The sequence below is a fragment of the Flavobacterium terrigena genome (genome assembly GCF_900108955.1).
GTDB lineage: Bacteria > Bacteroidota > Bacteroidia > Flavobacteriales > Flavobacteriaceae > Flavobacterium > Flavobacterium terrigena.
Map to the genome: position 1 here is coordinate 695,262 of NZ_FNYA01000002.1, position 21,015 is coordinate 716,276.

A 21,015-nucleotide genomic window follows, 5' to 3' on the forward strand; every position below is an offset into this window, starting at 1 on the left:
TCAACTCCGCTCAATGTGACAATGAGTATAACTGAACACTAAAAACTGAACACTGATTACTATTTCCTCAAACTTTCTAAAAAATCCACTACTAAATTATGCGAAGCGGTTTTGTTTTCAAAATGGGAGATAACTAGTTGCTTTTCTTCTTTTGTGGCTTTATGTTGGTTTAAAATATTGTTCAGGTGCATTTTCATGTGACCTTGCTGAATTCCAGATGTGGTTAGCGAGCGTAACGCTGCGAAATTCTGAGCTAATCCGGCAACGGCAACAATTTCCATTAATTCTGTCGCAGAAGGATTGCCTAACATTTCTAAAGAGAATTTCACTAATGGATGCAAATTGGTTAATCCGCCAACGGTTCCTAAAGCTAAAGGCACATCTAACCAAAAAGTAAAAATTCCGTTTTCAATTTTAGCGTGAGATAAACTTGTATATTTTCCATCTTTACTCGCGTAAGCATGAACTCCAGCTTCCACTGCTCTAAAATCATTTCCAGTTGCTAAAACCACTGCGTCAATTCCGTTCATGATACCTTTGTTGTGCGTTACGGCTCTATAAGGTTCCACTTCTGCTATTTTCACCGCTGTTAAAAACTTTTCTGCAAATTCACTTGACGTGATATTTTTATCTTCATTTAATTCTGAAACTGAACAAGAAACTTCAGCACGAACGACGCAATTCGGTACAAAATTGCTCAAAATACTCATCACAATTTGAATCGAATTGATACCAAACTCTTCCGATTTATTTTTGAAAGTTTTCGCAAATTGCTCTAAACATGAATTGATGAAATTCGCACCCATGCTATCTTTCGTTTGGAAAGTGGCGTGCAATTGGTAATAATTTTCTAAAGCTTCGGTTTTATCAACCAATTGAATATCGGAAATTCCGCCACCACGCTTTTGCATGTTTTTGGTAATATCTTCCGTTTCTGAAAGTAAAAAGGGTTTTACGAAATTGAAATATTCGTTCAGTATTTGTTTGTCACCTTCATAAGTAAAATGAACTTGACCAATTTTTTCTGTTCCTAAAATAGTGGTTTTGAATCCGCCACGAGCACCCCAAAATTTTGCTGCTTTACTCGCTGCTGCAACAACCGAACTTTCTTCAATAGCAAAAGGAATTGTATAATTTTTTCCGTTGATAGTGAAGTTTGGCGCAACACCTAAAGGCAAATAAAAATTGGTTAACGTATTTTCAATAAATTCATCATGCAACTTTTGAAGTGATTCATCTGAATTTTTATATTGATGTAAAACAGCTATAGCTTCTTTTGGATTGGCAAAATGGTTTGTGGCAATCCAATTTATTTTTTCTTCTTTACTTAGTTTTGAGAAACCTACTTTATTTTGAGTCATTAGTATCGTATTGATTTGCAAAGGTAATAAAAGTTACTTTTAAAGCGTTTGAATCCATTTTAAAAGTTTGGAATCAAAAAGCTCTTTGTCTAATGGTTTCACTACGAAATCGACCATTCCAATTTCTAAACATTTTTCTCTTTCTCCTGTAAAAATTCCAGCAGTTAAAGCAATAACAATGGCTTTCGGATTAATTTGTAATATTTCTTCGGCTGCTTCATATCCGTTTTTAATAGGCATTTGAATATCCATTAAAGTAATATGTGGATTTTGTTTTTTATATTTTTCAACAGCATCTTCACCATTTTCGGATTCAATTACTATAGCATTTTTAAATTGTTTTAGAATTAAGGTTTTGGTTAAAAGCATGTTTATTTTATTGTCTTCCACTACCAAAATTTTAATTTTGTCTGAGTTCTCTAAATCAATATTATTTTCAGGTTCAATAATTTCAACAGCTGTTGTGTCTTTTAAATTGCTTAATTCTTTTTGTAAAGCATCAATTTTAAATGGTTTTAATAAAATTTTAATTTTCTCATTTAATAAATTTTCAACATTGCTTGAAATGATAGGTTGCATGATGTACAAATAGAAATTATTTGTTTTTTGTGTCATTAATATATGTTGCCATTGGGTTTCAGACAACGAATGATAATCTACAAATAGCGCATCGTTTTCACCTAAATGAATTTCTTGAAACTTATTTCGATATACACTGTTAATATTATAAGTGACTAATAATTCATTTAGAATAGTTCCAGCTTTTTCGTTTTTATCAATCACTAAAGCGTTTTCAATAATATTGTTTTCAATTTTATTATGTGATTTACAGAATTTACCTTCAATAGTAATTTCGAAATTAAAGTTACTCCCTTTATCCATTTCGCTTTCAATGACTAATTTAGAACCCATTAAATTCAGTAATCTATTGGTAATAGAAAGTCCTAAACCAGTTCCTCCATAATTTCTGGTTGTTGAAGAATCTTCTTGTGAAAAAGCGTCTAAAATTTTATGTTTATTTTCGTTTTTGATTCCAATTCCAGTATCGATAACTTCAAATTTTAATTTTATTTTTTTACCTTTCGAACCTTGATTTGATATAATCAATTCAATTTGACCTTCATGTGTAAACTTAACTGCGTTACTTAATAAATTGATTAGAATTTGTTTGATTCGAATGTCATCAACTACCACATCGCATGGAACATCTTTTTTAATATCAACAATTATTTCCAGATTTTTCACGTTGGCATTAAACTTAATTAAATCTATTGCTTGATAAACCATCGGATATAATTTAGTTTTCTTTAAATCTAAAACTAGTTTTCCAGCTTCAATTTTTGAAATATCTAAAATGTCGTTTACAATATCTAAAAGCGATTCTGCCGATTGATTTACAGTTAGTAGATATTCTTTTTGTAGCAAGTCGATATCCGTATTTAACAACAACTGACTAAATCCGATGATTCCATTTAAAGGCGTTCGGATTTCGTGACTCATATTGGCCAAAAATTCTGATTTTGATTTGTTGGATGATTCTGCTAATTCTTTTTCAATAACGGCTTTTTCTGCTTGTTTTCTTTCCGTGATATCAATTAATACACCTTCTAGATATTCTACTTTTCCGTCTTTCAAAATTCCTTCTCCGTATTCTTCTACCCAAACAATTCCGCCGTCTTTTCTTATAATTCTGCAAGTGACTTTATAGGGTTTTTTTTCATCCAATGCCTTTTGAATAATTTTTATGGCATTTTTTTTATCGTCTGGATGATATAAATTATAAATATGGAAATCGGTATTTATGATTTCTTGCTTTTTGTAACCCGTTAGCACTTCAATTTCATCATTAATGAAAATGATATTTCGCTTTTCATCTTCTTTAATTAAATATACTGTTGCTGGAATATTATTGGCTAAAAGTTTGAATTTTTCCTCACTTTCTCTAATAATATTTTCACTTTGAATACGGTCAATTGTAACCGAAATATTATTCGTTAATGTTTGAAGAATATTGATTTCATCTGAATTCCAAACACGTTCGGTGGTACAATCATCAAAACCTAAAAAGCCATAGAATACTTTTTTGATAAATATGGGTAAAATTAAAATTGATAAAACACATTGTTCTTGTAAAATTGTTTTAAGATTTCCTTCTGGAATACCATTAACAACAGCCAAATACGGTTTGTTTTTAATAATTACATCAATGAATTCTGGAAAAGTATCATGTGGAATGTTTTGCAATTCTGGATTGTCAATTTCTTTTAAACTTTCATCACTTGTCCATTCGTAGATTTTACTTAATAGATTTGTGTCTAAATCATTTTTATAATAATAAACTCGGTTTACTTTTGTGGCTTCTCCAACATATTTTAATGAATCTTCAAAAACTTTGTCTTCATTTGTGGTTTGTAGAAGAATTTCAGTCGTTTTAGTAATTGAGGTTAAAAGATCACTTTTGTAAATAATAAGTTCTTCTGCTTTTTTTCTTTTAATGGTTTCCAATGCTAAAGTGATAATATCCGAAACGGTTCTGGCAAAATTGATGTCTTCATCTGTCCAGTTTTTGATTTCTTTTGTAGCTTCAAAAGAAGTTATTGCTACGAGTTGTCCGGAAATATACAATGGAAAATCTAAAAGCGATCTGATATCGTATAATTTGAAATAGTGTTCTACAAACTCTTTAGTTTGTGGGTCATTTTGTGCATCTACAGAAATTAAAACGGGTTGATTTTCAAGAATTCCAAAACAAACTGGAAAGTCTTTTTTCTGTAAGGTTAAATCTCTATAATGTTTGTCTTCATGTCGAACATATGTATTTCCTAAATCAATGTGGTCTTCATAATTGTACCAAAGACTCACGCGGTCAATTTGCAAACCTATAGCTGCTTCTTTAGTAATGTGTTCAATTAATTCGGTAGTTGTTCCAAATTTCAAGAAGTTTAAAGTCGCTAATTTGTTAGAAACAGCATTCAAATGACTAATTTTATCGTGTCTTGTTGTTTCACGAAATTCTGCTTTTTTAGCTAATGAAATATCTCTGGCAATTGCAGAAAATCCAACAATTTTTTCATTGAAATCTCTTTTGATTGTTGTGTTTTGAGAAATCCATAATTTTTCTCCATTTTTTTTATAAATTGGAAATTCTATGACGTCAAAATTATTTTTATCATGAGGTATTTTAGAATAATGATCTCTAACCATATCAACATATTCTTCCACTATTAAAAAGCTAAAGTTTTTTCCAATTACTTCTTCAGAAGTATAACCTAATAATGTTTCAGTATAATCATTAATAAAAATATAATTTCCGAATTTGTCTAATTCATAGATAATATCAGAAGCAAATTGAACTAAGTTTTGGTATTGTTTTTCGACTTCAATTTTTTCGGTAATATCATATCCAGAAGCAATAAAAAGATTGTCGCCGTATTTGGTGTCACTCCATTGTATGTATTTAGTGTCGCCAGATTTTGTTTTTACTTTTCTAACAAAAATAGAATTCGGTTTGAAAATATCATTGTAATCTAGTTCTTTAAAATCATCATCACCTGTTAATTTCCAGAATTGCTTATCTAAAATTTCTTGCGGTTTATAGCCTAATATTTTGGTTATAGAATCGCTACAAAATTTCACATTTCCTAAATTATCACAAGCCAAAGTGATACTATTCGATTGATTGATAATATTGTTTGTGAAAATTAATTTATCATTCGCATTTAACAAATAAGAACGTCGTGAAAAATTGATAATTAAGATGATAACATTCGCAATTATCAAAATTAAATACATTTCTCTATTACCTTTAATATTAAAAAACAATATTAATAATGCTACTAAAATAAGCACTGAAAATATGATGTAAGCCTTGAATTTGTCAAATACATTGTAGGCAAAAAAGAGAATTAATAAGAATTCGACAGCTACATATAACGGAATGGTATTTAAGGATAAATTTTGAAAACAAATAGCGACTAACACTCCGAAATAAGTAATAAAAATATATTTTAAATTTTTTAAAATTATAGGAAAGTTAGATAAAAAATAAAGCAGCAAACAAGAGGAACCAAAAAGAATTCGGGTTATAAGTTGGGCTTCATCTATAATTCTTAAGAAAACATAAAACACACCCGTTACAATAATAATAACGCCAAAATAGAGCAAATAATTTTTCTTGTACTCTATGAAGTTATTATCTGAAAGTGATTTTACATATTCTTTATTAAATTTTAAAGATTTTTGAAAAGCAAAATTTAAAATTCCGCCAAAAACAAGAGCTATTATGGAAAAAAACCACCACGTTCCATAAAAGGGTTCTTTTATAGAAAATGGATAAGTTGTGATAATACCAGATTGATTGGAAAACAAATCAACTTCTTTAATTTTTAAAATATAATAGCCTGGAGATAAGTTGCTAAATGATATTTCATTGTTTGTTTCTGGTTTACTCCATTCTTTATTATAATTTTCTAACTTATAGGAATGGTATATTTTTTTATTAATCTCGCTGGTTGTTTGTCCTAATTTAAAAGTTAAGAAGTTTTGATTGCTCTCAAATTGATGATTTTGTTTTGGAACATTATACCATGAATTATTAGGTACAAACTCATCATTAAAAATAGATAATGATGTAATTTTCAAATTATTTTTTTTGTTGTTTTTGGTATTTTCATAAGTGATGTATTTATATAAACCTTTTATAGTTCCAAAATACAAATTACCAAATTTATCTACATGACCCGAATTAAAATTAGTTTCTAAGCCATCAAATCCATTAAAAATGTTTAAGGTTTCAATTTTTTTAATTCCACCAGTATTGGTAATCTCAATTTTATCAATTCCTTTGTTTGTTCCAACATAAAGATATTGTTTATGTGTATTTAAGGTATAAATTAAAGTAGATGACAAACCATCAGAAGTGGTGAATTTTTTGGCTTCTAAATTCTTGTTAATTGATGTAATTGAATTTTCTGAACTATACCAAAACGTACCAAATTGATCTTTACATTTTAAAAACGCGAATCTATTTGTAATTATTTTTTTATAACTCAGCTTTCTGTTTTTATATTCAAATAAAATAAGACCCGCATTGGTTGAAATCAAATATAAATTTTGTTTATACTGTTGAATAGAATTAATGTAAGTGATTTGAAAATTTTTATTTACATATTGATCAATAACTTTAAAGTTTTCATCTAGAACATACACTCCATTTCCTGAAGTTCCAACAAGATATTTTTCACTTAATGAATCCTGAAAAACACAGGTTGAAGGAATTTTAAATTTGGTATTTAATTTTACTCCATCATATTCTAATAATCCGTCTTTTGAAGCTATTAAAAGTTTGTTATTAGCATTTTTAAAGAGTTCACCAATTTTATCTGCATAAACTGGTATGGTTTTAAGATATTTTAAATTATTAACATCTGTATTGTCGAATTCTAAAATTCCTTTTTTAGGAACCGTGATATATAGTTTTTTGCCAACATCAGCAATATTAAAAATGTAAGGAGAATTTAACTCTGGTGTTGCATTATATTTTATAAAACTTTGCTTTCCAAATTGGAAAAATCCAAGAAAATCTGTTCCAACATTAATGATACCATTATCAGATAATATGGATAAGTATTCTGAAGCTGGCACTCCATTTTTACCATCTAAAATGGTATATTTTTTTTTATTATATAAAATTCCAATTCCCGTTTCTTTTGTTCCAGTAAACCAAATACTTCCGTTTAAATTTTGCAAAATATTGGTAATCTTGAAAACGCCACCACTTTTAGATTTTATAGTTACAAGTAGTTTACTCGTATCTAGTTTGGAGTTTTTAAAAGTAGCTTCAAAAACTTTACCTTGAATATCTGCAACTAAAACTGTCGCATTAATTCCTTTAGTAATGGTAACTTCATTACTAAAATTACTTATTTTTTCAATACTATTCTTTTTGATATTATAAGCGAATAAACCTTTATCAGTTCCTAAAAGAATTAGCTCATCATTAACCGTTTCTGCAGAAGTTATTTTTGAAATGGCAAGGCTTTTTAAATCTTTTATACAACTAACTTCATTTTTATTATCAATGAAATAAGCATGTAAAATACTAAAGCCAAAAATTCCTTTTTTGGTTTTTACGAACTTAGAAACATTTGTTTGAGGAGTGTTTTTTTTGTCTTGTAATTTTGTCAGTTTAATGAACCTATTTCCTTGAAAAAAAAGTATCCCTAAATATCTTGAAGACAAAACCAATTGTTTATTTTCGTTTTCAATAACATCAACAACAAAAAGATTTTCATAGTCGTTTACTTTGTTATAATTTTTAAATTCATAACCATTATAACTAAACAAACCAGCACCGTCACCACAAATCCATAACAAACCACGACTATCTTTATAAAGTTTATTAATTCTAGAAGAATACAAACCTTTTTCGTGATTTATTACATCAAATTTAAATTGTTGCGCTTCAAGACATTGTGCAATAAAAATAAAAATGATTAAAAAAAAATATTTGTAATGTTTGGGCATCAAATATGGTTAAAGTTCAACTGTTAAATATATGAAAAAAATGTTAAAATTCAAAATGTCAGTTTTTTTATGTGGTTATGTCGTAAATTTTCACTAAAATTGGGGGTTTTTTACAAATTATTTATATGAAAAAATCTATACAATTATTATTATTTTTATTAACAACTTCAGTATCAGTTGTTGCTCAACAAAAGCTAACTTTAGAGGAAATTTGGGGTGGCGCATTCAGAACAAAAGGCATGGACGAATTGAACGCCATGAAGAATACAAATCAATACACGGTGTTAAATTTCGATAGAAATTCTAAAACCACACAAATTGATTTATTTGATTATGCAACCTTAAACAAGGTTTCGACTTTAATCGATACAAAAAACCACAAAGAATTAGAATCTATCGACAGTTATACGTTTGACAAAGCCGAAAAAAAGATTTTAATCGCAACTAATTCGAATCAAATTTTCAGACATTCATTCACTGCAAATTATTTTGTGTACGATATCGCTTCTAAAAAATTATCAAAATTTACTGAAAAAGCCATTCAAGAACCTACATTTTCTCCTGATGGAAATAAAGTAGCTTATGCTTTCGAAAATAATTTATTTGTTTTTGATTTCCTTTCAAACAAAGAAACTCAAATTACAACTGACGGAAAGAAAAACGTTGTAATTAATGGTATTACAGACTGGGTTTACGAAGAAGAATTTGCTTTTGTTCGTGCTTTCGATTGGAATGCTACTGGAACAAAAATCGGTTTCATTCGTTTTGACGAAAGTAACGTTCCTGAATTCTCAATGGATTTGTACAACCAAGGTTTATATCCTACTCAATCGGTTTTCAAATATCCAAAAGCGGGTGAAAAAAACGCTGATGTTTCGTTACATATTTACGATGTAAATGCAGTTAAAACACAAAAAATCGATTTAAGCAATTATAAAGATTTTTACATTGCTCGTTTAGAATGGACAAATGACGCTAACGTTTTAAGCGCACAAGTTTTAAACCGTCACCAAGACAATTTAGATTTGCTTTTTGTTGATGGAAATTCAGGAGCTAAAAAAGTAGTTTTAAACGAAAAAGATAAAGCATACATTGATGTTACAGATAATTTAACTTTCTTAAAAGATAACAGTTTCATTTGGACATCAGAAAAAGACGGTTTCAATCATATTTATCATTATGACAAAACTGGAAAGTTGAAAAACCAAGTTACTAAAGGAAAATGGGAAGTAACAGCTTATTATGGTTTTGACGAAAAAAACAAAACAATTTATTACCAATCAGTAGAAAACGGTTCAATTAACAGAGATATTTATTCTGTTTCTATTGACGGAAAATCTAAAAAAAGATTATCATTAAAAACTGGAACGAACAACGCTACTTTCAGCCCGAACTTCCAATATTTTATCAATACGTATTCTAGCGCTACTTCAGCACCATATTATTCTTTAAACGATTCTAAAACTTCAAAAGAATTAAAGAAAATCCAATCTAACGAAGCTGTTGAAGAAAAATTAGCCAAATACAGTGTTTCTCCAAAAGAATTCTCAACTATCACTACAGAAAAAGGTCACGTTTTAAATACTTGGATGATTAAACCAAAAGATTTTGACGCGACAAAAAAATATCCAGTATTTATGTTTCAATATTCTGGTCCAGGTTCACAACAAGTAGATAACGCTTGGAATGGAACAGATGATTATTGGTTTATGATGTTAGCACAAAAAGGTTACATTGTTGCTTGCGTTGACGGAAGAGGAACTGGTTTTAAAGGTGCAGAATTCAAAAAATGCACACAGAAAGAATTAGGAAAATTTGAAGTAGAAGATCAAATTGATGCGGCTAAAGTTTTTGGAAAATATGCTTATGTTGACAAATCTAGAATTGGTATCTTCGGATGGTCATTTGGAGGTTTCATGGCATCAAACTGTATTTTCCAAGGAGCAGATACTTTCAAAACTGCCATTGCTGTAGCTCCTGTAACTTCTTGGAGATATTATGACAGTATTTACACAGAAAGATACATGCAAACACCGCAAGAAAATGCAAGTGGTTACGATAATAATTCGCCAATTACACACGTAAGTAAATTAAAAGGAAACTTTTTATTAATTCACGGAACGGCTGATGATAATGTTCATGTACAAAACACTATGAAAATGGTAGAAGCTTTAGTACAAGCGAACAAACAATTTGATTGGGCTATTTATCCAGACAAAAATCACGGAATTTTTGGAGGAAAAACACGTTTACAATTGTACACGAAAATGACCAACTTTATTTTAGAAAAACTATAAACTAACTAATACAAACAAATTAAAACAATGAGCGAAACAGTTAAACAAGGACATCCAAAAGGACTTTGGGTATTATTTGGAACAGAGATGTGGGAGCGTTTCAATTTCTACGGAATGCGAGCGTTACTTACTTTATTCATGGTAAATTCTCTATTAATAAAAGAAGCAGATGCAGCAATTATTTATGGTGGTTTTTTAGCTTTATGTTATTTAACACCTCTTTTAGGAGGTTTTATCGCAGATAAATATCTAGGAAACAGAAATTGTATTTTAGTTGGGGGAACTTTAATGGCAATTGGTCAGTTCTTGTTATTCTTAAGTGCTTCAACATTTTCTGCTAATTTAGGAGGTGCGAAACTATTTATGTGGATCGCTTTGTTTATTATCATTTTTGGAAATGGTTTCTTTAAGCCGAATATTTCTTCAATGGTTGGAAGTTTATATCCAAAACAAGAAAAAAGTAAATTAGATTCTGCCTTTACTATTTTCTATATGGGAATTAATATCGGTGCTTTTTTAGGTCAATTTATTTGTCCTTACTTGGGAGATGTTGAAGACAGAACAACTGGTGTAAGAGATATTTTCGCTTTCAAATGGGGATTCTTAGCCGCTTCTATGGCAATGATTATCGGAACAATAACGTTCTTTTTACTTAAAAATAAATATGTAGTTACACCTGAAGGTCGACCAATTGGTGGATTACCAAAAAACAGTACAAATGATGATTTTGAAGATGGTGAAACTCAAACTGCAAAATTCACAGGAAAATCAATAGGTATTGCCATTGGATTATTTGTTGCTTTATTCTTTGTATTTAGATTCTTACTAGTTGGTGAATTTGGTGTGACTTCAGTAGAAATGGGACAATTAATCAAAGGAATTATTTATCCATTTATTTATTCTGCTGGTATTTCATTAGCGTTCTTAATTATGAGTTCTGCTGAAAGTAAAGTTGAAAGACAAAGAATTTGGGTAATTTACATCGTATCTTTCTTTATTATTTTCTTCTGGGCTGCTTTTGAACAAGCGGGATCTTCATTAACATTTATCGCAGATAATCAAACAGACAGACATATTTTTGGATGGAACATGCCTCCTTCAATGGTGCAAATTTTTAACGGTTTATTCGTTGTTGCTTTAGCATTACCATTCAGTTTATTATGGGATAAATTAAGAGCTAAAGATAGAGAGCCAGTTTCTCCAATGAAACAAGCTATTGGTTTAGCTTTAATTGCTTTAAGTTACTTCATCATTGCTCACAATGTAAAAGATTTAGGAAACTCAGGTTTATTAGCTATCAAATGGTTAATGTTATTATATTTAATCCAAACTATGGGTGAACTTTGTTTATCTCCAATCGGATTATCTTTAGTAGGTAAATTAGCGCCTAAGCGTTTTGCTTCTTTATTATACGGAGTATTCTTTATTTCTAATGCTGCTGGATATGCTTTAGCAGGTTCATTAGGAGCAATTATTCCTGCAACTGGTGATAAATTCCAAAAAGCAGAAAAATTAGGAATCAACCTTCAAGATGTATTAGACAAAAAAATAACGCTTACGCCAGAACAAATTGCTTTATTTGAAAAAGAGCAATTACCAATTTCTCATACATCATTTGCTGGATTTGAAATCCACAATTTATATGAGTTTTTCATGGTTTTCGTTATTCTTTGTGGTATCGCTGCTGTAATCTTAGCCATAATCTCTCCTCGTTTAAAGAAAATGATGAATGGTCTTTAGTTAAACAATTAAAAATATTTTTTATATCTTTCAAGCCCCGAAGTAATCGGGGCTTTTTTTAACAAAAAAACAAAAATATTATGTGGAAAACACACCCTAAAGCATTACCTTATTTATTCTTGTCTGAAATGTGGGAACGTTTCGGTTATTATCTAATGATCGGAATTTTTACTTTGTACCTTAAAGATGTTGAAGCTGGATTCGCAATGACGGAAAAAGAAGCCTCAGATTTATACGGAACTTTTATTGCTTTAGTGTTTTTAACTCCTTTTATCGGTGGTTTAATTGCAGATAGATATTTAGGATATAAAAAATCTATTGTTATTGGAGGACTAATGATGGGAGTTGGATATTTTATGATGGGAATTCATAATTTACCAATGTTATATGTCGCTATGACTTTAGTCATTGTAGGTAATGGTTTCTTCAAACCAAATATCTCAACACTTTTAGGTAACTTTTATAACGAAGAAAAATACATAGCCAAGAAAGATGAAGGTTACAACATTTTCTATATGGGAATTAATGTTGGAGCTTTTATTTGTAACTTTTTTGGAGCGGCTTTACAAATTTTACTAGGTTGGCAATACGCTTTTATGGCAGCTGGTTTAGGAATGTTTATTGGTGTAATTGTGTTTTTATTAGGAACGAAACATTACGGAAACAAAACAGATAAAAAAGGAATTCAAGAAGGTGATATGCCTTTTTCTAAAATTGTACTTTACATTTTAGTTCCTTCTGTAATATTTGGTATTATTGGTTGGTTACTAAAAGGTGTGGCTTCTGATATAAATTTAGATAGCGCTATTTTCGGTTCAGACAGTACGGATGCATTTATATTTGCTTGTATTCCTGTAGTTTATTTTTACGGGAGTTTATATTTCAAAGCTAGAGCCGAAGACAAAAGACCAATTGGAGCTTTATTATCTATTTTTGCAGTGGTAATTTTATTTTGGGCCGTTTTTAAATTGAATGGTTCTGCTTTAACAACTTGGGCTGATAGATATACCGATAGAGAAATCAGTGGAACAACTAAAGCGGTTTTCAATAGTTTGAAATTATCTAAAGAAATAGAATATAAAAAAGATTCTACTGAATTATATGATTCAAGTTTCCGACTTCAAAAAGAAAATGGTGAAGTTAAAAAAGTAGTTGATTATCCTGTTTATTTCAGAAACTCATCAAAAGAAAAAACACCTCAAGAAGGAAGCAAAGTAAGCATTTGGGCAACCAATTTAAGTCAATCTATTAATCCGGGTTGGGTGATTATTTTAACACCACTAATTGTAGCATTTTTCACTTTCTTAAGAAGCAGAAAAAAAGAACCTTCTACTCCAACTAAAATTGCATTTGGTTTATTAATCTCAGCTTTATCTGTTTTAGTTATGGTGGCCGCAGTTCATATTGGAAATAATGGAACTGAAAAAGTTTCAGTATGGTGGTTAGTAGCTAATTACGGAATCATCACAATTGGTGAACTATTTCTGAGTCCGATGGGATTATCCATTGTCTCAAAACTATCTCCAAAAAATATTACAGCACTAATGATGGGTGGTTGGTTTTTAGCAACTTCTATCGGAAATAAATTATCTGGTGTTTTAGCCAGTATGTGGGATACTTATGACGATAAAGCCAATTTCTTTTGGGTAAACTTCGGATTACTAATGTTTGCAACAGTTCTAATGTTTGCCTTAGTGAAAAACTTAAATAAAGTAATGAAAGATCATGGAATCAACTAGTATGCAAACGATAGAAGAAATTCAAAACTTTAAAGGCAAATACCCAAAACAATTGTGGTATTTATTTTTCTCTGAAATGTGGGAACGCTTCTGTTTTTACGGAATGCGCGGAATGTTAGTGATATTTATGGTGAATCATTTAGCCATGGATGAAGAAGTTGCCAACTTACAATATGGTGCTACGCAAGCTTGGGTATACGCATTCACTTTTATTGGTGGATTATTTGCCGATAAAATTCTGGGCTTACGAAAATCGCTGTTTTGGGGTGGAATTTTAATGATCATTGGAAGTGTTATTTTAGCAGTTGATCCGAAAAGTCTGTTTTTTGTTGGAATTGGATTTACAATTGTTGGAACAGGTTTCTTTAAACCGAATATTTCATCCATGGTTGGACAATTATACAAAGACAATGATCCAAGACGCGATGCTGGATTTTCATTCTTTTACATGGGTGTGAATTTAGGCGCATTAATTGGAGGTTATATTTGTATTGCTGTTGCCGAAGGTTCTTTATGGCAATCTATCGTTCCAGAACATTTAAGATGGAATGTTGGTTTTGGTTTTGCTGCTTTAGTAATGATTATTAGTTTATTGACTTTTACTCAAACACAAAAAAGTTTAGCAAGTATCGGGCTTACGCCTTTAGCACATCTTGAAGTTTCAAGAAAAAAATTATTAGAAAACTTAACCTATTTAGGTTCTATTTTAGTGATTCCAATTGTAATTATAATGGTTGGAAATACAGTTTACACTGATTATTTCATGTATGCGATTGGACCCATTTCAATTTTGTATTTATTTTACGAAATGAGAAATTTCTCTATAGTAGAAAATAAAAAATTATTTGCCGCTTTAGTATTTATCCTTTTTTCAATTGTCTTTTGGGCATTTTTTGAACAAAGCGGTGGTTCCTTAAGTTTGTTTGCCGCAAACAACTTAAACAATCAAATTGGTGGAGTTACCTTAAGTCCAAATGGTGTGAACAATTCGGCAAATTCATTATTTGTAATTGGTTTTGCGGCATTAGTTGGTTTAGTTTGGTTATGGATGGCAAAAAGAAAAATCGAGCCGAATACCATAATCAAATTTGGTTTAGCCTTTTTGTTTTTGGCTGGTGGATTCTGGATTTTCTATTACACTAAGTTTTTCGCAGATGCTTCTGGAAGAACATCACTAAGTGTTTTTACTTTTGGTTGGTTCATTATCACTTTTGGAGAATTATGTTTATCACCAATTGGAATGAGTGCCATGACAAAATTATCGCCACAAAAAACTCAGGCTGTAATTATGGGAATGTGGTTTTTAGCAAGTGCTTATGGTCAATACTTTGCTGGAATTTTAGGTGCAAATATTGCAAAAGCTTCAAAACATGCTACCAATTTAGAAAAACTAAATACCTATGCAGATGGATATTATCAATTAGCCATTTATGCATTAATTGCAGGAATCGTTTTAATTACCATTTCACCATTAGTTAAAAAATTAATGCAAGATGTTAAGTAACTTGCTTTTAGGCATACTATTTGTATATATTTGTAAAATAATTTTAAGATAAAGCATATGAAAAAAATAATCTTAGTATTCGCATTTTTAATAAGCGGATTTATAGCACAAGCTCAAGAATTAAATTGGCATACTGATATGGCGAAAGCCACTGAACTTTCTTTAAAAGAGAAAAAACCTTTACTTTTATTTTTCACAGGTTCTGACTGGTGTGGATGGTGTATTAAATTACAAAAAGATGTTTTAAAAACAACTGAATTTGCAAATTGGGCAACCCAAAATGTAATTTTAGTAGAATTAGATTTCCCAAGAAGAACTCCACAAGAGGAAGCTTTAAAAATGCAAAACCAACAATTAGCTCAAACTTTTGGCATACAAGGTTATCCAACGGTTTGGTTTGTGAATCCTATAAAAGGTGAAGATAATAAAGTTAATTTAACAGGTTTAGGCTCATTAGGTTATGATAAATCAGCAACAACTTGGATTTCAAATGCTAATGCTTTTTTAGGTAAAAAATAAAAGATTAATTTAATCTATAAAATCCCTTTTCGGCTGTGGCATGAAAAGGGATTTTTTCTTGCTCACAAGTGACTTTCCAAAGTTTGATATAACTTTTATAATTGGAACCATCGGCTATAATTTGTAGTGGTTTTATAGCAGCAATCAAACGTTTTAAATTGATTTTTGGAGATTGTGTCAACACCACAACTTCTGGTTTTTGTTTCGTATTATAAATGCCTAAGCTATCAATACAAAGTATGTTTTTCTTAAAAGCAAATACGTTTTTCACAGGTTCAATACGATAGTTTTTTACGAATTTTCCTCTAGTATACGATTCAATAGTTTGTTTAGATTTCGTACTATCATCGGTATAAAAAACAGAAATATTGTTTTTAGTTTCCACGAAAAGATTATGCTTCATCACATTGAAAATCACAAATTCATGATTGCTTTTTTCTTTAGAATTTAAAAAGAAATAACCCATTTGAAAAATTAAAACAGCAACTAAAATTGGACTTAAATTCTTAATTTTCGGATGATAAACGAAGTAAACCAAACAACCAATTATACCATACAACAACACGACTAAAACTTCGTGAAAAGCAATGTTTTTAACTATAAAAGATTCAAATTGAACAATCCAAGCGGTGAAATTATTCATCCAATCAATTAACATATTTACGAAAACACTTAAATAAACCGCGACTTTCGGAAGTAAAAAATTGAACGGAATTAACGCTAATCCTAAAATTAAAATCACACTCGAAAGCGGAATCGCAATTAAATTCGCCACTAAAAACAACAACGGAAATTGTCCGAAATAATACAAAGTCAAAGGCAAAACTCCTATTTGTGCGACCAATGAAATCAATAATAACGACTTCGTTTCTCTTAAAACATAATATTTCGAATAACTATATTTTCGAACAAAAGGTTGAAAAACAACAATACTTAAAACCGCAGCAAAACTCAGTTGAAAACCAACGTCAAACAAATAATTCGGATTATACAATAATAAAAACATGGCTGATAATGCCAACGAATTATAAATATTAGATTGTCGGTTTAAAATTTTCGCAAAGGCAATAATAGAAAACATCACGGCTGCACGAACTATCGAAGCGGAAAATCCAGCCAAAACAGCATAAAACCACAACACACTTAATGAAATTAAAAAGATATACACTTTCCCTTTTTTCCATCGTTGTAAAGGTTTCGTTAGCCAAAGTACGATTCCGTAAATTAACGCAATATGCAAACCTGAGATTGCCAAAATATGAATGATTCCAGCTTGGGTATAACTGTTGCTTAACTCTTTTGATAATTCGGTTTTCTCTCCAAAAAGCAACGCCATTAATAAATTATAATTGTCTGATTTGAAACTATCAATTTGATAACTTTTCAATAATTTCGACTTAATTAAATTGATATAATGATAGAAATTCTGATCAGCAGAAACTTCAATAAAATCAGTTTCTTTCAATTTTACTTCATGAAAAACATTCTGATTTTGTAAATATTTTGAATAATCAAACTGATGCGGATTAAAAGAATTTTGAAGTAATTTCGGCGTTTCAAACAACTTGATTTTATTTCCAACCTCAACATTTTTTTCAGCCTTTTTCGGAATATAAAAAATGATTTTTCCACTACAATTTTGCTGATTTACAGCATCTGTTTTCAGTATAAACTTATCGTAATAAATGGTCGATTTTAATTTTTCTGAAACAATTCCTTGAACGATATTTTTTTCTGAAAGGAAATTAGAAAAATGACTTTCTGCATTTATTTCTCGATGCAAATAAGAAGAAAGCATTCCGAAAGTTAGACTTAAAATCAATACAAAACTTTCTAAAAAATAGCTTTGAAATTTCTTTTTAGCATTCAAAAAGTAAGCGACTCCAAAACCAATAACACTAAAAAATATTCCAACAAGAATGGAAATACTATTAAAATATAGGAAATTTTGCGTTAAAATTCCAAAAATGAAACCGAAAAGAACTGGAACAATTGGAAACTTAAAAAACTTCATGCTGTTTTATTCAAGAATCCTATTTACACCCACAAAAGTTCTAGCATAATAATTTTCTGAAGTAGAAGAATAAATCACTCCACTACTCGTTGAAGAATGAATAAATTTTATAATTCCTTCCGAGTTTTCAGTCACAATACCAACGTGACTTACGCCACCACCGCTAGTATTAAAGAAAATTAAATCACCTGCTTTCGCTTCGCTTTTTAAAATTCGTTTTCCAACATGTGACATTTCTGCAGAACTTCTTGGTAATTCAATATCAAATTGACTCATTGTATAATTTACAAATCCAGAACAATCGAAACCTGCAGGAGTTGAACCTCCACCACGATATGGTGAGCCTAAATTTTCCGCAGCTACGTTTAAAATTTGTGTTTTAATATAATCTGAAACTTCAAAAGTAGGTGTGAAATCTTGTGGTGTTTCTTCTTCAACAACAACTTTGATTTTTGATTTTTCTACACTATCATTGAAAGCAATTTTTTTAGCTTTTTCGATAGCTTTCAACTCTTTTTTAGTTGGTTTTGCTGGTTTATCTAAACCTTGTTTTTCTGTAAAAGAATAAGCTCCAATTTTTACTGCATCATTTTTTGACGTAATAATCATTGGTTTTTGCGTTGATTTACAACTATATAAAAAGATAGTAAGTAAAAATATATAAATAGAGTTTTTCAAATTTTTAATGTTTTAATGGCTGCGAATTTACAAAATTATTTTTTTATGGTATTTATAATGAATTCGGCTGTTTTTTGACTTGCGCCTTTTCCTCCTAATTTTTGTTCTAAAACTTCGTATTGAGATAACATTTCTTGTCTTTGATTTCCTGAAATTATCTTATTCAATTCAAGTTCTAAATTTTTAGTGTTTAACTCTTTTTGAATTAATTCTTTTACGACTTCTTTATCCATGATCAAATTCACCAAAGAAATAAACTTCAACGTAATGATGCGTTTGGCGATTTCATAAGAGATTCGATTTGCTTTATAACACACAATTTGTGGCACTTTGAACAATGCTGTTTCTAAAGTAGCAGTTCCAGAAGTGACTAACGCTGCATGAGAAACACTTAGCAAATCGTAGGTTTTATTACTTACGAAGTTCACGTTTTCTGTCGTTAGAAATTGTTTGTAAAATTCATATTCCTGACTTGGCGCGCCAGCAATTACAAATTGATACTCCGAAAATTTATCAACCACAGAAAGCATGATTGAAAGCATTTTTTCAATTTCTTGTTTTCTACTTCCAGGCAATAAAGCGATAATTGGTTTTTGAGACAACTTATTTTCAGCTGTGAATTTTTCAAAAGTAGTTTTTTCTCTATTCGAAATCGCATCAATTAGCGGATGACCAACAAATTCAACAGGGAAGTTATGCTTTTTCTCATAAAAATCTTTTTCGAACGGTAAAATCACATACATTTTATCTACATCTCGTTTGATGTCTTTGATACGATTTTCCTTCCAAGCCCAAATTTGAGGCGAAATATAATATTGATTTTGAATGCCTAATTTCTTAGCCCATTTCGCAATTCGCATATTAAATCCAGGATAATCAATGTAAATTAAAGTATCGGGTTGAAATTGAAGAATGTCTTTTTTACAAACAGAAATATTACCTAAAATGGTTCGCAAATTCATAATTACTTCGGCAAAACCCATAAAAGCTAAATCGCGGTAATGTTTGACTAAAGTTCCACCCACATTTTGCATTAAATCGCCACCCCAAAAACGAATTTCGGCAGTTGGATCTTTTGCTAAAATGGACTTCATTAAGTTGGAACCGTGTAAATCTCCAGAAGCTTCACCAGCTATTATGTAATATTTCATTATATCTCTAAATTATTTTGCTAAGATAAAGATTTCTATTCTTTCTTATAATTAAATTTTTTCTGACCTTGTTTTAAAACAAAACCATCTTTTGAAAAATCCATTTCAATTCCACCAGCTTGAAAATAAAAAAGATCTTCGCTTGCGTAAGTCAGTGGAAATTCCGGTTGCCCAGTTGCTTGTCCGTATAAAGCGCCATTTTTTTCGAAAATGGTAACTTTCAAATTAATATCTTTTGAAGCATAAGTTCCTACATAATCTTTAATTTTCTCAGGATTTAGGGTTTCAAAAACAGGAAAACGATAAGGTGATTTGTAGTAAATACTCAAAATTCCAAGCATAATATCATTTTGACTATAATTTACACCATTTGAAATGAATGAAATAGTCATATCATCTTGTTGATAATAACCCATTGTAGATTCAAAACCTTCAATTCTTCCGTTATGACCAAAAAACTTTCTTTCTCCGAAAGGGAAACGAATTAACGCCATTCCGTAAGTGTCTTTCAATGTTTTCATTAATTCAAATGAAGCTGGACTCACTAAATTTCCTTTAAAAAGTGCACGAATAAATTTCGTTAAATCTTCTGGTGTAGAGATGATTCCACCAGATGAAAAAGCGATATCGTTATTCCATTCATCAACTTGATCCCAATATTCACCATTAAATGTGTACGAATAACTTTCTCTTTTCGTAACATCCGTTTTTTCATTGGTATAATAGGTGTTTTTTAAACCTAACTTATCTGCTATTCTAATTTTTAAATTATCAGCGTATGATTTTTTAGTTACCTTTTCAATAATTAGTCCTAAAACAAAGTAGTTAGAATTGCTGTATTCGTGTTTCGAATCTGGTTCAAAAGTAGAAGTATAATTTTCAATTTTCTTCAAAATCAACTCTTTCATATTTGGTTTGTCCAAAACATCGGTTAACGTCGCATCAGCGTTTGCATAATCTTTAATCCCAGTTCTCTGGTATAATAACTGTTCAATAGTAATTTTATCGGCATTTTCAATTTTTGGGAAAAATCGACTTAATTTTGTAGTTAGTAAAATCTTTTTTTCTTCCACCAATTGCATAATCATGGTAGCCGTAAACGTTTTGGTGATAGAACCAATTTTGTATTTTGTCCCGCCATTTGCTCTAATACCTTTTGTCGCTTCAGAAAAACCATAGGCTTGTTTAAAAACCACCTCATCACCTTGCATAATGCAAAGCGAACCCATAAACTTATCATGTTCATTCAAATAATTCAAAAGACTATCAATACGCGCTAAACTTGCTTCTTGAGCAAATGTGGCTACTGAAAGAAATAAAAATAAAATAGAAAGTTGTTTTTTCATGTCTTTATATGTTTTGTAATTTGTATATTTTTTATGCAAAATGTTACTTTAAATAAGAATTTGATTTCAGAAACATTACTAGCTATAACGAAATTAAGCAAATAGAATTGCATACAAAAACCAAAATTTTCACGTTTATAC

At 30.1% G+C, this 21,015-nt stretch carries 11 protein-coding genes; 5 read left to right on the forward strand and 6 right to left on the reverse strand.

The features are described 5' to 3' along the window. Positions 1 to 59: 59 nt before the first annotated feature. Entirely contained in the window at positions 60 to 1,361 is a 1,302-nt protein-coding gene (locus tag BMX42_RS06540; protein WP_091310777.1) for a hydroxymethylglutaryl-CoA reductase, degradative, read from the reverse strand. A 39-nt stretch (positions 1,362 to 1,400) separates the two neighbouring features. Next, on the reverse strand, positions 1,401 to 7,886 hold the full coding sequence (locus BMX42_RS06545) for a PAS domain S-box protein (protein ID WP_091310781.1): 6,486 nt from the start codon (positions 7,884 to 7,886) through the stop codon (positions 1,401 to 1,403). 125 nt (positions 7,887 to 8,011) lie between these two features. Between BMX42_RS06545 and BMX42_RS06550 the strand changes: the two genes are divergently transcribed. The 5 genes from BMX42_RS06550 to BMX42_RS06570 all read left to right on the forward strand — a co-directional run bounded on the left by BMX42_RS06550 (position 8,012) and on the right by BMX42_RS06570 (position 15,685). Beyond that, entirely contained in the window at positions 8,012 to 10,183 is a 2,172-nt protein-coding gene (locus BMX42_RS06550; protein WP_091310784.1) for a S9 family peptidase, read from the forward strand. A gap of 27 nt (positions 10,184 to 10,210) precedes the next feature. Further along, complete coding sequence (locus BMX42_RS06555) at positions 10,211 to 11,923, forward strand: peptide MFS transporter (RefSeq protein WP_091310788.1); 1,713 nt, start codon at positions 10,211 to 10,213, stop codon at positions 11,921 to 11,923. Positions 11,924 to 12,003: 80 nt separating this feature from the next. Then, on the forward strand, positions 12,004 to 13,662 hold the full coding sequence (locus BMX42_RS06560) for a peptide MFS transporter (protein ID WP_091310792.1): 1,659 nt from the start codon (positions 12,004 to 12,006) through the stop codon (positions 13,660 to 13,662). Between the two features lies 1 nt (position 13,663). After that, the gene (locus BMX42_RS06565; RefSeq protein WP_091310930.1) at positions 13,664 to 15,166 is read left to right on the forward strand and encodes a peptide MFS transporter; all 1,503 of its coding nucleotides are present in this window, start codon (positions 13,664 to 13,666) and stop codon (positions 15,164 to 15,166) included. 57 nt (positions 15,167 to 15,223) lie between these two features. After that, positions 15,224 to 15,685, forward strand: a complete 462-nt coding sequence (locus BMX42_RS06570; protein WP_091310796.1) for a thioredoxin family protein — start codon at positions 15,224 to 15,226, stop codon at positions 15,683 to 15,685. Positions 15,686 to 15,689: 4 nt separating this feature from the next. Here the strand turns inward: BMX42_RS06570 and BMX42_RS06575 are convergent, their stop codons facing one another. The 4 genes from BMX42_RS06575 to BMX42_RS06590 form a co-directional block, all read right to left on the reverse strand. Then, positions 15,690 to 17,699, reverse strand: a complete 2,010-nt coding sequence (locus BMX42_RS06575) for a ComEC/Rec2 family competence protein (RefSeq protein WP_091310800.1) — start codon at positions 17,697 to 17,699, stop codon at positions 15,690 to 15,692. Between the two features lie 6 nt (positions 17,700 to 17,705). Next, complete coding sequence (locus BMX42_RS06580) at positions 17,706 to 18,308, reverse strand: C40 family peptidase (RefSeq protein ID WP_091310804.1); 603 nt, start codon at positions 18,306 to 18,308, stop codon at positions 17,706 to 17,708. A 104-nt stretch (positions 18,309 to 18,412) separates the two neighbouring features. After that, positions 18,413 to 19,528: a lipid-A-disaccharide synthase gene (gene lpxB / locus BMX42_RS06585; protein ID WP_091310808.1), complete on the reverse strand. Its 1,116-nt coding sequence runs from the start codon at positions 19,526 to 19,528 to the stop codon at positions 18,413 to 18,415. A 35-nt stretch (positions 19,529 to 19,563) separates the two neighbouring features. After that, positions 19,564 to 20,874 carry a serine hydrolase domain-containing protein gene (locus BMX42_RS06590; RefSeq protein ID WP_091310811.1) on the reverse strand — a complete coding sequence of 437 codons (1,311 nt, stop codon included), beginning with the start codon at positions 20,872 to 20,874 and terminating at the stop codon, positions 19,564 to 19,566. Positions 20,875 to 21,015: the final 141 nt, after the last annotated feature.